Here is a 13,535-nt window from a genome sequence, read left to right on the forward strand (position 1 = left end):
TCTATTATACCTGTGCGGGGAGAGACGGTCAAGGGAGAGAAGGGAGAAATACTATCTTTCCTTGGTGAAGGCCAGTGTCTTGGATTCATCCAGAGCCTTCAGATATCGTTCATAATCTGTTTTGAAAAGATTCAGATAAATCATGTCAATCAGACAAAGCTGAGAGCAGCGCATGGTCATGGTTTCCAGACGGGTGCGGCTCATACGGTTGACAGTACGCAGAATCAGATCGGAACAGTCATACAGCTTGTTTTTGACAGCCCGAGTCATGGAAATCACAGGCACGCCATGATTCTGGGCTATTTTTGCGGCCTGGAGTATTTCCGGTGTTTCGCCTGATTCTGAAATGAGAATGACCAGATCGTCCGGCCCATAGCAGGAAATAGTGGAATAGACCACATGATTATTGCTGGCGCAGGAAGCCAGCACGCCTATGGTTGTGAGCTGGTTGGCAAAATATTGAGCGAACAGATTGGAATTGCCTATGCCATGGATTTGAATTCTTCTGGCGCACCGAATATACTGAACCGCCTTTTCGATCGTGACATCACTGTTCTGTGCGTAAGTCAGATCGATGATTTCCTGATACTGCCGCGTGATTTTGTAGCTTGTAGCGTTGGTAGGCTCATCCACGGAAATGTCTTCGATGGCGGCAGGAGAAGGAGAATTGATCAGATCAACTTGTAAATCCCGAAAACTGTTATATCCCAGTTTCTTGGAAAACCGAATAATCGTAGACTGTCCGATGTCCAATTGGGTAGCCAGTTCATAAGAGGTCATAATCCGGCTCTGCTGAGGATTGGATTCCAGATAGGATGCAATTTTCTTCTCGGTATTTGTGAGCTTGTCAGATACAGCTCGAAGTCTGGTTGTGTACATAGTGTTAGTCTTCCTTTGATATAAATTGATGAATTAAAAAGTCTTTAATAAGTGAATCTGCATCTTGCCTTTTAATATCATTATTTCTAATTTTATCACATGAAATTTTAGTGTACAATGACAAATTTAACAAATAATTTGCATTTTTTTCAAAGCATCTCTGTAAAAATAAATAATTATAGCGGTTGACAAATTCATAAAATAGATATAATATATGAAATATGAAGTCATAAACAAAATGTAAAAACTGAAAAGAAAGGAGAAGGAATGATGGAAAACAGAGTGTTTGACTATGTGGAGGCTCTGCTTCGTGAAGTAAGGGATACGGAACAGGAGCAGATCGAGCAGGCTGCTTCCATGGTCGCAGACAGTATCATGAATGGAGGAATTCTGCAGGCTTTTGGCGCAGGACATTCCAATGCGGGGGCGCTGGAACTGACGCATCGGGCGGGAGGTTTTATTCCCAGCAAAAATATCAAGGAGCCGGCTGGGGGAGCTTATGAATCCATTGAGGGTGTGGGAACAAATTTTATGAAAAAAGTGGATGTACGTCCGGAAGACGTAGTTGTGGTTATTTCCAACTCGGGCCGGAATCCTCTCCCGCTGGAGATCGCCATGGGATGTAAGAAAAAAGGAGCGAAAATCATTGCAGTAACAGCCCTGGAAGCTTCCAGAGCCCTTACGAGCAGGCACAGCAGCGGTCTGAGGCTGTTCGAAGTAGCAGATGCGGTTCTGGATAACAAGATTCCGTTGGGAGATTCCTGCCTGGATATGGAAGGCGTGGACGCGAAGGTATGCGGCATGTCCACAATTACCACAGCCATTCTTCTGCAGGCGCTTACCTATCGGGCCGCGCAGATCATGGTTTCCCGGGGCTATCATCCGCCTATCTACAAGTCTCAGAATATTGACGGAGGACGGGAATACAATGAGAATCTGGAGAAAAAATATATAGATAGATTGTATCGGATTTAAATTTTGTAAAAAGGGGATTTATCATAACAGGAAAGGGAATTTAATTTACTTAGGAGGGAATGACTATGAATTTATTGCAGGCAATACTGATAGCACTGTTTGGTTATCTGTCATCGAATTACAGTCCATGGGTTTTTGGACAGCTGGGAGGCTGGTATACCATGGGGCGTCCGCTGGTATCTGGATTTATCATAGGTATTATTCTGGGAGATGTTAAGACAGGAATTCTTATGGGCGCAGCAGTGCAGACGCTGTACATCGGTCTTGTGACACCAGGACTTTCGATGCCGGCTGATTTGAATTTTGCATCATATATGGGAATTCCTCTGGCAATGGTTGCTGGAGCGGATACAGAGTACGCACTGGGACTTTCTGTACCTTTGAGTTTTCTTGGTGTATCTTTGGTTTATGTGGTTGCTTCTGTGAATGTATTCTGGGTAAGAAAACAGGAACAGTGGATTGCGGAAGGAAAAATCGAAAAAGCGGCAAATGTGCCGGTTTACGCATCTATTGTACAATTCCTGGCACGTTTTGTTCCCATCTTTCTGGCCTGCTATTTCGGACAGGAGTTTATTACTGATTTAGTGGCTGCTATTCCGGAGTGGCTGGGAGATACTTTTGTAACCTTTGGAGGTGTGCTTCCGGCAGTAGGCTTTGCGATGCTTCTCCGCTTTGTATTGAAAAAGAATCTGGAAATTCTGTATTTCCTGGTAGGTTTTGTGTTGATTAAAGTTCTTGGAATGCCGATTATTGCAGCGACAATCGTAGCCTGCTTCCTTGGATTCCTGGATATTAAATACATGGGATCGGGCGCAGGAAAAGCAGAAATAGAAATGGAGGTAGAGGAAGATGAGTGAAAACATTACAAAGTCTAAATTATCAAAGAAAGATGTTTTTAAGTCATACGTGTACTGGATGATGTTTGCCCTTTCCTGTCAAAATATGGAGAGAATGGAAGCCCCGGCTTTTGCAGGGGTGATGGGGAAAGTAGCAAATAAGCTGTATGACAGCATTGAAGATAAACAGGCACTGATGATGCGTCATACTCAGTTTTACAACACACAGCCTATGGTAGGCTCCATGGTTACGGGAATTGCTCTTGGTATGGAAGAAGAAAGAGCATGCGGAAAAGAGGTTCCAGATGAACTGATCCAGAGCGTGAAGACAAGTCTTATGGGTCCTTTTGCAGGAATTGGAGATTCACTGTTTATTGGCACTCTGATTCCGATCCTTTTAAGTATAGGACTGGGGCTGGTAGGAGAAAATGGGAGCATAGCAGGTCCGCTGTTTTACGCAGCCGCATGGCTGATTATTATGATTCCATTTACCTGGCTTACTTATAAATGGGGATATCGATCTGGTATAAGTGCTGTACAGACCATTTACCAAAGCGGAGTTATGGACAAGGTAGTACGTTTTGCCAATATCCTTGGAATGGTAGTGGTAGGCTGTATCACAGGTCAGTATGTGTCATTTAATATTGGCTGGGTTTACACCTCCGGAGAAATGACCATGGATATTCAGGGAGTGCTGGATGGAATTTTCCCGGGTGCCCTTCCTCTTCTGATTACACTTGCGTGCTGGTATCTGATGGATAAAAAGAAAGTATCTATGGGTAAAATTATTCTGGCGCTCTTTGTTATCTGTCTGGCAGGAAAGTTCTTTGGAATTCTTGCCTGAAAGGAGATGGCACAGCATGAATGAAGAACAGAAGAAGCTGATAGAGAGGCTTACAGGCGGGCTTGTAGTATCCTGTCAGGCATTTGCAAATGAACCTCTTTATAGTGTGGATATTATGGTAAAACTGGCGATAGCCGCCCAGCAGGGCGGCGCCGCCGCTATAAGGGCAAGCTGGCCTGAAAATATAAGCGCTATTCGTAAAAACATAGATCTTCCCATTTTCGGAATTAATAAAATTATGCCGGAAAATTATAATAAAATGCGGGATGTGATCATTACCCCTACCCTTCGTGCCGCACAGGCCATCTATTATGCAGGGTCTGATATTATTGCGGTGGATGCTACGCTGCGCGGCGGGCGCACAAGGGAGGATATCATTCATCTCATCAGGGAAATCAAAGAAAATCTGGATGTTCTGGTAATGGGAGAAGTCAGTGTTCTGGAAGAAGGACTTCTGGCTGAGGAAGCCGGGGCGGATATCATAGCTACGACAATCGCCGGCTACACGGAGTACAGCAGGCATATAGAAGAGCCGGATTATGAACTGGTAGAAGAGCTGGTAAAGAATACGGCGCTGCCTGTCAATGCGGAAGGACGTTTTCACAGACCGGAGCAGGTAAAGCGGGCGTTTGAATGTGGAGCCTGGACAGTGACAGTCGGAAGCGCAATTACCCGTCCTCATTTCATTACACAGCAATTTGTGAAAGGAATGAAGTAAATGAGAAAAGAAATCGTAAATTTTCGAATTGATGAAAGGCTGATTCACGGACAGATAGCCGCAGCCTGGGTGGGAAGCTTGAAGATAGACCGGCTGATGGTAATCGATGCCATGGCGGCAAAAACAGAAATTCAGAAAATTGCTTTAAAGATGGCCTGCCCGCAGGGAGTCAAGCTTTCTATTCTTTCGCCAGGAAAGGCAGTTGCTAATCTGAACAGCGGAAAGTATGAAGGAGAAAGGGTATTTATTGTAGTCAAAGGAACGGAAACCCTGAAATCTGTGGTGGAGGAAGGCCTGGAACTGGATAAAGTAAATGTAGGGAATATTTCAGGAAAAAGCAATACAAAGTTTGTGAAAAAGGCAGTAAATGTTACACCGGAGGATGAGGCTGTTTTCCGTGAACTGAGCGGAAAAATCCATTTCACATCTCAGTTGGTTCCGACTGATCCGGAGGTGGATTTTATGGAACTTCTGGACGCTTCCGAATAAATAAGGAGTTTTTATGTACGAGTTCGAATTTATGAACCAGGTCGAGGAGCTTTTTCAGAAAGTACACGACTCGGAAAAAGATAAGATCCGTCTTCTGGCGGAGAAATTTGCAGAGAACATCAAAAACGATCATATCATCCATGTGTTCGGAACGGGACATTCCCATATGATTGGAATTGAGCTGTTCTGCCGGGCCGGCGGTCTGGCGAATGTGGATGCAGTGCTGGACCCGGACGCACTTCCGAATTTCGGAGCCCGGCGCTCCGGAGCATTGGAGAAACTTACAGGTCTGGCAGATATCATTTATGACAGATACTGTTTCCGGGACGGAGATATTCTGATTGTCATTTCCAATTCCGGAAGAAATGCCCTACCCATTGAAATGGCCATGAGAGCAAAAAAAGAAGGAATCTATACGGTGGCACTTACCAATCTCCACCAGTCTCAAAATACGGTCAGTCGTCATCCGAGCGGCCTGCGGCTTTTTGAGTGCGTGGATCTGGTTATGGACAACGGCGTGCCGGATGGAGACAGCCTGATGGAAGTAGGCGGCATAAAAACGGGCCCGGGTTCTTCACTGTCGAGTATTTTTCTGCTGGATACGGTGGTGACAGAGGCATTAAAGATTCTTGCGGCTGAGGGAGAGCCGCTGCCGGTATTTGCGTCTCAGAACGTAGATGGTTTCAACAACGACAGCTTGTATGAAAAGTATGAATCCAGAGTGAAGCATTTTTGACAACAGGGAAAGACAGCAGTTAGGAGGAAAGTGATATGGGAGGCATTTTACTTATCAGCCATGGACGTTTTGCGGAAGGGTTGAAGGAAGCGGCAGAAATGCTGTGCGGCGAGTGTCCGCAGCTTTTCACGGCGTGTCTGGAAGTCTCAGACAGCCCGGAAGCATTTGCGGATAAGTTTGACAGCGCGTACGAAAAGGCGTCTGCTTACGGAGAGGTTACAGTTTTCTGCGATCTGATGGGTGGTACGCCCTGTAACGTAGCAGTTCAAAAGCTGATGGGAAAAGAAGGAAGCAGGTTGATTTCCGGAATGAATGTACCGATGCTAATGACGTTTATTCTTGGAAACGAGGAGCAGGAAACGATTTTGTTTGAAAGCAGAAACGCTATAGAGGATGTGCTGGCTTTTGTAGCTTCCGATATAGTGGAATGTGAAGAGTAGAAAGAAGAGAGAACATGAAAATCATTGAAGCAGAAGGTTATCAGGAAATGAGCAGAAAAGCGGCGGAGATTCTTGCGGCTCAGGTAATTGCAAAACCGGACTGCGTGCTGGGGCTGGCTACTGGGTCTACGCCGGTGGGAGCCTACCAGCAGCTGATTCGTTGGTGCAGGGAAGGAATTCTGGATTTTTCACATGTTAAGACAGTGAATCTGGATGAATATAAGGGGCTGAAGCCGGACAATGACCAGAGTTACCGGTATTTTATGAATCAGAATCTGTTTTCCGGCATCAATATCCGCTTGGAAAACACCCACGTGCCTGATGGAGCCGAGGAAGACAGCGGGAAGGCCTGCCGGGATTATGACAGAGTGATAGAGGAGGCAGGAGGTGTTGATCTGCAGCTGCTGGGAATTGGACATGACGGACACATAGGCTTTAATGAGCCATCCGAATATTTTTCAAAAGGGACCAGCTGCGTGACATTGGCAGAGCGTACTATAGAGGCGAACAAGAGATTCTTCAGCAGCGCTGATGAAGTGCCCCGCCGGGCCTATACGATGGGAATCGGAAGTATTATGAAGGCAGAAAAGATTCTGATTGTAGTCAGCGGGGAAGACAAAGCGGAAATTACGGCAAAGGCCTTCGGAGGGCCTGTGACTCCGGAAGTGCCGGCTTCGATTCTGCAGTTCCACCCGGATGTGACACTGGTGGCAGATAAAGCTGCGCTTTCCAAATGGAAGGAGAGCGGACGATGATTATCAGGAACGTAAAGGTCTTTCAGAAAGACGGAGCATTTAAGGCGGGAGAAATACATATAAACGGCAGCAGGATTGCAGATATGTCTCAGGATTCCGGATCGGAAGAGATTCTGGATGGAAAAGGAGCCTACGCGATACCAGGTCTGACAGATATCCATTTTCATGGATGTGTAGGCCATGATTTCAGTGATGGAACGCCGGAAGCGATAAAGGCTCTGGCAGAATATGAGTTATCCCAGGGCATTACGCAAATCTGTCCCGCCACTATGACTTTGGCCGAAGAGACGCTGATGCAGATCAGCCGGGCGGCAGCGAACTATGACAATGCTTCCGGCGCGCGGCTTGTGGGAATCAATATGGAAGGGCCCTTTGTATCCGAAAAGAAAAAAGGAGCTCAGAATGGCCTCTATATCCGAAAACCGGATGCAGATATGTTCCGCCGTCTGCAGAAGGAGGCGGATGGGCTGTATAAGCTGATTGCTCTTGCGCCGGAAGAGGAAGGAGCTATGGAGTTTATCGATGAGCTGAAAGAGGAGGCTGTTATCAGCCTGGCTCATACCACAGCGGATTATGAGACGTCTATGGAAGCTTTTCGAAGAGGAGCCAGCCATGTAACTCATCTGTTCAACGCCATGCCGCCATTTTCCCACAGGGAACCGGGCGTGACAGGAGCCGCATTCGATACGCTGGACTGTGATGTGGAGCTGATTACAGATGGAATTCATATCTGCCCCACTATGGTACGGGCGGTATTCCGGCTCTTTGGCGACGACAGAGTCATTCTGATCAGCGACAGCATGATGGCCACGGGACTGACAGACGGAGACTATTCCCTGGGCGGGCAGCCTGTCAAGGTAAAAGGAAATCTGGCCACACTGGCGGACGGCACCATCGCAGGTTCTGCCACGAACCTGATGGACTGCCTGAGGACTGCTGTGAAAAAGATGGGAATTCCTCTGGAAAGCGCAGTAAAATGCGCGGCGGTCAATTCCGCCAGATCCATCGGCATAGATGATAGGTATGGAAGTCTCGAGCCCGGAAAGATTGCCAATATTGTGCTGCTGGATGAGGAACTGGGACTCCAGGCCGTAATTTATGATGGGAAGGTTCAGAAATAAAAACATAGTAAGAGATGTGAAGAGGTCTGCTACGTAAAAGGAGCAGACCTTTTATATGTAATTAAAAACTTTTCGAAAGATAAAAGCCTGCACGTTTATCGGAAAACTTTGTGACTTTTAATCAGAATATCAGAAAGTTATAATGAAAACAGAAAAAAGACGGCAGAAGCCGAAATGTGAATCTGATGGACGGGTGATAGAATGGGAAAATTTCTTATTGGGTGTGATATTGGAACAAGCGGAGCAAAAGCGGTAATAGCAGATGAAGAAGGCAAAGTTTATGGAAGCTGCTATGTAGAATACCCTCTGTACTCACCGAGAACGGGATGGTTTGAACATGATCCGGAGGATTACTGGAGAGTGTTCAAAAAAAACATGCAGGAAATTCTGCGGCAGTCAAAAGTAAAGCCATCAGAGGTGGCTGGAATTAGTGTTAGTGCTTGTTCTCCATGTTGTATTTTGGTAGACAGGAAAGGGAATCCGTTAAAGCGCAGTCCTATCTGGATGGATAGACGGGCAGTAGATGAATGTGAGTTTATACGAAATATTTATGATGATGATGAAATTTTTCGGGTTTCTGCCAATCCTCTTGATCCTCACAGCGGGGCGGTAAAGCTGCTCTGGGAGAAGAATCATAATCCGGATATTTACAAGGAAACATATAAAATGCTGAATCCGGCAAATTTTATTACTATGAAACTGACAGGAAAATTTGTAACGGATTATTCAAATGCTTCTCTGACGGGCATTGTTTTTGATATTGTAAAAAGAAAATGGCGAACGGATATGCTTGAGCGATTGGAAATGGACCCGGATAAATTGGCACGGCTTGCGCCCTGTCATGAGGTTGTGGGCGAAGTGACGAAAGAGGCGGCAGCTGAATGTGGCCTTTGCCCAGGAACTCTGGTGGCCGCAGGAACGGTAGACTGTAATGCGGCCTGGCTGGGAAATGGTTCCGTACAGCCGGGAGACGCCAGCTTTGTTATGGGTACAGCGGGAGCCCTTGGTGTGGTACATAGAGAGCCTAGGTTTACCCAGAGTTTGACCACGATTATTCATACGGCGGATTCGGAGAATTTATATACAACACTGGCAGGAACATCTACCTGTGGAGGACTTTTGCGTTATCTGCGGGATACTTTTACGCAGAAAGAAAATAAATGGGCAAAAGAGGAAGGAAAGGATATCTATGATATTTTTTCGGAAGAAGCGGAAGTGGTTGCCCCCGGTTCAGACGGTCTTATTGTATTGCCTTATTTATCCGGCGAACGGACACCGCTCTGGAATCCGAATGCCCGTGGAATGGTATTTGGCCTGTCCTTTTCTCATACGCGAGGTCATTGGGTACGTGCTATGATGGAAGGCGGAGTATATGCGGTCTATCACTGTCTGAGGATTATGCAGGAAAATCATCTGGAGATTAAGAGTCCCATTCTGGTTAGTGAAGGAGGTTCCAAAAGTGCTCTCTGGAGACAGATCGCTTCAGATATTATGAATGTGGAACTGAGCTATATGAAAGAAGCTAAAGGTGCACCTATGGGAAATGTGATTAATGCAGGAGTGGCTTCCGGTATATTTAAAAGCTTTGATGTGGCAAAGGATTTTATTCACGTAGAACAGATCCATTATCCAGATCTAGAACGGCATGCAGTCTATGAAAAGTATTATGCGCTTTATCGGAAACTGTATGAAGATATCAAAGAAAATTATGACATTTTATCGAGGATAAAGAATGGTTAGTCAAAAAGATTTAAAAATATTGAGTTATCTGGCCATGTTGGCAGAGAAACAAAAGAGCGCAACGATTGAAGAACTGGCGGAACATTTTGAAATCTCTAATCGCACGGTGCGAAACAATCTGGAACGGATAGATTACTATCTAAAGACCAGCGGCCTGCATCAGCTGAAAAGAGACAGGAAAAATGGAATTACGCTGGATATGGAACAGCAGGAGCTGGAAGAATTTCGCAAAAGCATAATGGATATGAATACGGAAACCTATGTATTTTCCAAAGAGGAAAGAATTCTGTACCTGAAACTGCTGCTGTTTGATACCAAAGATTATCTGACATATGATCAGCTTTCTCAGGCTTTGTTTGTCAGCCGTAAAACAGTGATTGACGATGTACATCTTGTTAAGGAGGATTGTGAAAAAAGAGGAATTCAGCTTCTCGGAACGAAGAAAGGTCTAAGATATAATGGTTCGGAGCTACAGCTTCGGGAGCTGATTACAGACAGCCTTCTGGAAAAATATACTCCTCTGGAACTCTGGGAGATTTTAAGAGATATTTATCCGAACAAGAGCATTATTATTGAAAGAAAATGGAGAGAAACAGCCGGAGACAGGGGCATCTGCGTTTGCGAGGATGTCCTGCGGTCTGCGGAACAAAAAGAAAAAGCCTCCATAACAGACGCCCAGTATTACATGATTGTGATTCTGAGCGTTTTGGCGTTAAAAAGAAAATTCAAAATGAACCCCATACCTGAAAAAACGAGCAGAGATATTCCAGGGTATCTTCGCAGCTACTTTACAGGAATGTCACAGGAAAAGAAATTGAATTTTGGAGAAGAGGAAGCTGCCTATATCCTTTTGGAGATCGACCGCATATTTAATCTGGAGAATCAGGAAAAATCGGAGAGCCTGTCTCTGGCCATGGCAGAAAATATTCTGCTGGAAGTAAGCAGGAAGACGGGGAAGCCCTATTTTAATGATTCTGAGCTTCGGCTCAGTCTGCAAAAGCATTTGATGTCGCTGATAGAGAACAGTTTTGTATGCTATGAGACGGATGGTGAAAATATCAAACCTATAAGAGCGGAAAATCCAGTTTTGTATCATTGTATCAGAGGATGCCTGGAACAGTTCCCGGAAGTGAATCCGGATATTGATCGGGAGACGGAAAGTGCGCTTCTGATGCTCCATTTTCTGGCGGCAGATGAGCGTAGTTATGTGAGGAACAGCATTAATTACAGCACAGTCATTGTCTGCAATAATGGGATAGGAACAGCAAAAATTGTTTCGGCACGAATTAAACAGTATTTTCCGCAGATACGAATCGCAGCAACGACAGCTGTACGGAATGCTTCCGGGCAGATTTCAGAATACAGGCCGGACTTTATTATTTCTACAGTACCCTTTGAGCACCAAAACATTCCGGTGATCCTGGTTAACACGCTGCCGACAGAGGATGATCTGAAAAAGATCCGCATATTTTTAAGCAGAAACGGGAAAAGAGGAAGGACATCTTCAGAATCAGGTATTTATACAAAGGTTATGAAAGCGATTATGGAAACCTGCGAAATTCGGGACGGGGAGACTCTGCGGAAACGGCTGGCAGAAATTTTCCCCGTGGATGAGAAGCGGCCGGAACTTCTGGACAGTCTTTCGATAAATGAGATTCAGGTACAGGCGGAAGCGGCGAATTGGGAAGAAGCTATTCGGAAAAGCGCAGTTCCTCTGGTGGAAAAAGGATATGTGACACCGGAGTATGTGGACTGTATGGTGAATAATGTGAAAACAATGGGGCCTTATATTGTTATCACAAAAGGAATTGCGCTGCCACATGCGTTTTCTGCTGAGGGAGTTCTCCATTCCTGCATTAGCCTGACTACCTTAAAAGAACCGGTTAATTTTGGTAATAGAGTCAATGATCCGGTAAAACTGGTAATTTGCATTGCGACAGCAGATAAAAAAGAGCATATGAGGGAAATGTCCAAGTTGATTCGCTTTATCAGTGATAAAGAAGCGGTTGGTATGGTTAATCAGGCAGAAAGTCCTGAAAAAGTTCTTGAAATTGTGCGTCAGAGATATCCGGGAGGTGAGGAAAAATGAAAATAGTGACATTATGCACCTGTGGGCTTGGAACTTGCTTTGCTCTAAAAATAAAACTTGAGGAAGTTCTGGAGTATTTGGGTATATCCTGCGAAGTGGTACCCTGTGATCTGGGAAGCGGAGTAATGGAACAGGCAGATCTCTATATTATTCCTTATGGACTGGAAGCGGATACGACACTGTTAGGTGACGCAGAGATTCTGTTCATAGAGGATATTCTGGACCTGGAAGAAATAGAGAGAAAACTGAAAGATTATTTTAATAAATATGGATGGGGTGTATAAATGGCAGAGAAATTTTTGGAAATACCATGGATTCCGGCTGCTGTGGCTGCTCTGTATTTGTTAAAAAAGAAAAAAACAGCCGGTGAAATTATAGAAAATATAGTAAAACTTGTAATTGGATGGTATCTGATTCTGCTGGGAGCAGGATTGTCATTGAATGTTTTGGGGGGTCTGGAAGAAAAGCTGGTCCTTTCTCTGGGGATTCATGGCGGCGTGATAAACACAGAAATTTTTGGTTCCTGGCTTTTGATGGAATGTCGAAATGCGGGTTTTACAGCCTTCCTGATTGCCTTCTTGGTGAATCTTCTGCTTGCAAAGTGGACAAGACGAGGGTATTTGTTTTTGACTGGGCATCATCTTTTGTTTTTAAGTCTGATGAGCTTGTCTCTGATTCGAGTTTTCCTGGGAGAAATGTCTGTCGGAGCAGTTCTGCTGGCTGGCACGGCGGCTGGTATTTATGCTTATATCAGCGTTCGAATCAGCGCTGCTGCTATAAAACCCTTTCACTCCGCGTCGCCGGTCAGTCTGGCTAATTCCGCAGCGGGAGCTGCCCTTCTTGGGGCAGGAATTGGGAAATTATGCAGCAGGGGGAAAATGTCGGAACGGTTTGATAAGAAAGGGAAAAATACCGGGCACATCACCTCCATGGGAGTGCTGACTGTTTTTTGCATAGCTTTTATATTGACTTTTTTACAGGGGTTTCCAGAACTGGCGGAAATGCAGGAATGTCTGGTTGAGGCTTTTCTCTATGGTGCAGCTCTGACAGCAATTATGCAGGGACTGCGGATGTTTCTTGGACTGTTTATTCAGATGTTCTGGGACCTGGGTAAAGAAATGATCCCCGGACTGGTAGTGGGGCTTGATTCTACAGCAGTAATATCCTGGTCTCCGGGCGCCTGGCATGCTGGCTTTCTGGCAGCAGCACTGACTGGAGTGGTAACGGTATCTGGGCTTGTATTCTTGAAAGTTCCTTTTGTACCGCTGCCGGGTTTTACAAGCCTGTATTTTGCCGGTGGTGTAGCTGGTGTATTTGGAAACGTACAGGGAGAAAAACGCGGTGCAATACTGGCCGGGGCGGCATCAGGAATAGCAGTGATCCTGCTTTTGAGTTTGTTTATGTCCTTAAATGAGGGAATGGGACTATATGGGGCTTCGCTGGGCGAGACAGAGTATGGGATTCTGGGGCTGATTTTAACGGCTTTACTGCGCTTATTTAATTAAAGTAATAGATTTGAATGGAGGAATCAGAATGATTGTAAGGACTGTAGAAATTAGAAATCATATAGGGCTTCATGCCCATCCGTCTTATCTGCTGTCTATGGAAGCAGGGAAATTTAAATCTGATATCAGCATCCGGTATCAGGAAAAAACAGCAGATGCAAAAAAAAGTATCAGTATCCTTGCACTGGGAGTAAATGCGGGAGAGCAGATAGAGCTCTGTGTATCGGGAGAGGATGAGGAAGAAGCAGCAGAAGGAGTGCTGGATGTGCTGAAGCATATGGGAAATGCGTGATAAATTGTGATAAAAGTGTAAAAATGCAAAAAATAAGGGGAAGCATTTGTTACTTTTTCACCAATTACAGATATGTTAGTATGAAATTGTCATAAAATGACGAAAGGAGAAGGTGA

General features: G+C 45.1%; 15 protein-coding genes. 14 read left to right on the plus strand and 1 reads right to left on the minus strand.

Annotated features, from left to right (window positions below; all coding sequences use genetic code 11):
* Nucleotides 1-51 precede the first annotated feature (51 nt).
* Nucleotides 52-879, minus strand: coding sequence for a MurR/RpiR family transcriptional regulator (locus B5E82_RS08590; RefSeq protein WP_087307153.1), 828 nt, complete (start codon nucleotides 877-879; stop codon nucleotides 52-54).
* A gap of 267 nt (nucleotides 880-1,146) precedes the next feature.
* Between B5E82_RS08590 and B5E82_RS08595 the strand changes: the two genes are divergently transcribed.
* From B5E82_RS08595 to B5E82_RS08660, 14 genes are all read left to right on the plus strand, one after another.
* Nucleotides 1,147-1,854, plus strand: coding sequence for an SIS domain-containing protein (locus tag B5E82_RS08595; RefSeq protein ID WP_242966283.1), 708 nt, complete (start codon nucleotides 1,147-1,149; stop codon nucleotides 1,852-1,854).
* A 65-nt stretch (nucleotides 1,855-1,919) separates the two neighbouring features.
* Nucleotides 1,920-2,711, plus strand: coding sequence for a PTS mannose/fructose/sorbose/N-acetylgalactosamine transporter subunit IIC (locus tag B5E82_RS08600; RefSeq protein WP_087307155.1), 792 nt, complete (start codon nucleotides 1,920-1,922; stop codon nucleotides 2,709-2,711).
* On the plus strand, nucleotides 2,704-3,534 hold the full coding sequence (locus B5E82_RS08605) for a PTS system mannose/fructose/sorbose family transporter subunit IID (protein ID WP_087307156.1): 831 nt from the start codon (nucleotides 2,704-2,706) through the stop codon (nucleotides 3,532-3,534). Before B5E82_RS08600 ends, B5E82_RS08605 begins: the two co-directional genes overlap by 8 nt.
* Nucleotides 3,535-3,550: 16 nt before the next feature.
* Nucleotides 3,551-4,252 (plus strand): N-acetylmannosamine-6-phosphate 2-epimerase, encoded by a 702-nt coding sequence (locus B5E82_RS08610; RefSeq protein ID WP_087307157.1) that lies wholly within the window; start codon nucleotides 3,551-3,553, stop codon nucleotides 4,250-4,252.
* On the plus strand, nucleotides 4,253-4,741 hold the full coding sequence (locus B5E82_RS08615) for a PTS system mannose/fructose/N-acetylgalactosamine-transporter subunit IIB (RefSeq protein WP_087307158.1): 489 nt from the start codon (nucleotides 4,253-4,255) through the stop codon (nucleotides 4,739-4,741). It begins immediately after the preceding gene.
* Nucleotides 4,742-4,754: 13 nt separating this feature from the next.
* On the plus strand, nucleotides 4,755-5,477 hold the full coding sequence (locus tag B5E82_RS08620; protein ID WP_087307159.1) for a sugar isomerase domain-containing protein: 723 nt from the start codon (nucleotides 4,755-4,757) through the stop codon (nucleotides 5,475-5,477).
* A 35-nt stretch (nucleotides 5,478-5,512) separates the two neighbouring features.
* A complete protein-coding gene (locus B5E82_RS08625) occupies nucleotides 5,513-5,917 on the plus strand; it encodes a PTS sugar transporter subunit IIA (protein WP_087307160.1) in 405 nt (134 codons plus the stop codon).
* Nucleotides 5,918-5,931: 14 nt separating this feature from the next.
* Entirely contained in the window at nucleotides 5,932-6,672 is a 741-nt protein-coding gene (nagB, locus tag B5E82_RS08630; RefSeq protein WP_087307161.1) for a glucosamine-6-phosphate deaminase, read from the plus strand.
* Nucleotides 6,669-7,793, plus strand: coding sequence for an N-acetylglucosamine-6-phosphate deacetylase (gene nagA, locus B5E82_RS08635; protein WP_087307162.1), 1,125 nt, complete (start codon nucleotides 6,669-6,671; stop codon nucleotides 7,791-7,793). Before nagB ends, nagA begins: the two co-directional genes overlap by 4 nt.
* A gap of 201 nt (nucleotides 7,794-7,994) precedes the next feature.
* Nucleotides 7,995-9,533, plus strand: coding sequence for an FGGY-family carbohydrate kinase (locus tag B5E82_RS08640; RefSeq protein WP_087307163.1), 1,539 nt, complete (start codon nucleotides 7,995-7,997; stop codon nucleotides 9,531-9,533).
* Nucleotides 9,526-11,622, plus strand: coding sequence for a BglG family transcription antiterminator (locus B5E82_RS08645; protein WP_087307164.1), 2,097 nt, complete (start codon nucleotides 9,526-9,528; stop codon nucleotides 11,620-11,622). Before B5E82_RS08640 ends, B5E82_RS08645 begins: the two co-directional genes overlap by 8 nt.
* A complete protein-coding gene (locus tag B5E82_RS08650; RefSeq protein ID WP_087307165.1) occupies nucleotides 11,619-11,906 on the plus strand; it encodes a PTS sugar transporter subunit IIB in 288 nt (95 codons plus the stop codon). The genes B5E82_RS08645 and B5E82_RS08650 overlap by 4 nt, the downstream gene beginning before the upstream one ends.
* On the plus strand, nucleotides 11,907-13,127 hold the full coding sequence (locus tag B5E82_RS08655; protein WP_087307166.1) for a PTS transporter subunit IIC: 1,221 nt from the start codon (nucleotides 11,907-11,909) through the stop codon (nucleotides 13,125-13,127).
* A gap of 28 nt (nucleotides 13,128-13,155) precedes the next feature.
* Nucleotides 13,156-13,419: an HPr family phosphocarrier protein gene (locus B5E82_RS08660; protein ID WP_087307167.1), complete on the plus strand. Its 264-nt coding sequence runs from the start codon at nucleotides 13,156-13,158 to the stop codon at nucleotides 13,417-13,419.
* Nucleotides 13,420-13,535 lie beyond the last annotated feature (116 nt).

The organism is Lachnoclostridium sp. An138, assembly GCF_002160765.1.
In the GTDB taxonomy this organism is placed as follows: Bacteria; Bacillota; Clostridia; order Lachnospirales; family Lachnospiraceae; genus Laedolimicola; species Laedolimicola faecalis.

Bases quoted from the DNA above. Each gene is read 5' to 3' on its own strand.
- nagB (WP_087307161.1), top strand. From the start codon at position 5,932: ATGAAAATCATTGAAGCAGAAGGTTATCAGGAAATGAGCAGAAAAGCG.
- B5E82_RS08590 (WP_087307153.1), bottom strand. From the start codon at position 879: ATGTACACAACCAGACTTCGAGCTGTATCTGACAAGCTCACAAATACC.
- B5E82_RS08595 (WP_242966283.1), top strand. From the start codon at position 1,147: ATGATGGAAAACAGAGTGTTTGACTATGTGGAGGCTCTGCTTCGTGAA.
- nagA (WP_087307162.1), top strand. From the start codon at position 6,669: ATGATTATCAGGAACGTAAAGGTCTTTCAGAAAGACGGAGCATTTAAG.
- B5E82_RS08645 (WP_087307164.1), top strand. From the start codon at position 9,526: ATGGTTAGTCAAAAAGATTTAAAAATATTGAGTTATCTGGCCATGTTG.
- B5E82_RS08640 (WP_087307163.1), top strand. From the start codon at position 7,995: ATGGGAAAATTTCTTATTGGGTGTGATATTGGAACAAGCGGAGCAAAA.
- B5E82_RS08660 (WP_087307167.1), top strand. From the start codon at position 13,156: ATGATTGTAAGGACTGTAGAAATTAGAAATCATATAGGGCTTCATGCC.
- B5E82_RS08625 (WP_087307160.1), top strand. From the start codon at position 5,513: ATGGGAGGCATTTTACTTATCAGCCATGGACGTTTTGCGGAAGGGTTG.
- B5E82_RS08605 (WP_087307156.1), top strand. From the start codon at position 2,704: ATGAGTGAAAACATTACAAAGTCTAAATTATCAAAGAAAGATGTTTTT.
- B5E82_RS08620 (WP_087307159.1), top strand. From the start codon at position 4,755: ATGTACGAGTTCGAATTTATGAACCAGGTCGAGGAGCTTTTTCAGAAA.
- B5E82_RS08655 (WP_087307166.1), top strand. From the start codon at position 11,907: ATGGCAGAGAAATTTTTGGAAATACCATGGATTCCGGCTGCTGTGGCT.
- B5E82_RS08615 (WP_087307158.1), top strand. From the start codon at position 4,253: ATGAGAAAAGAAATCGTAAATTTTCGAATTGATGAAAGGCTGATTCAC.
- B5E82_RS08600 (WP_087307155.1), top strand. From the start codon at position 1,920: ATGAATTTATTGCAGGCAATACTGATAGCACTGTTTGGTTATCTGTCA.
- B5E82_RS08610 (WP_087307157.1), top strand. From the start codon at position 3,551: ATGAATGAAGAACAGAAGAAGCTGATAGAGAGGCTTACAGGCGGGCTT.
- B5E82_RS08650 (WP_087307165.1), top strand. From the start codon at position 11,619: ATGAAAATAGTGACATTATGCACCTGTGGGCTTGGAACTTGCTTTGCT.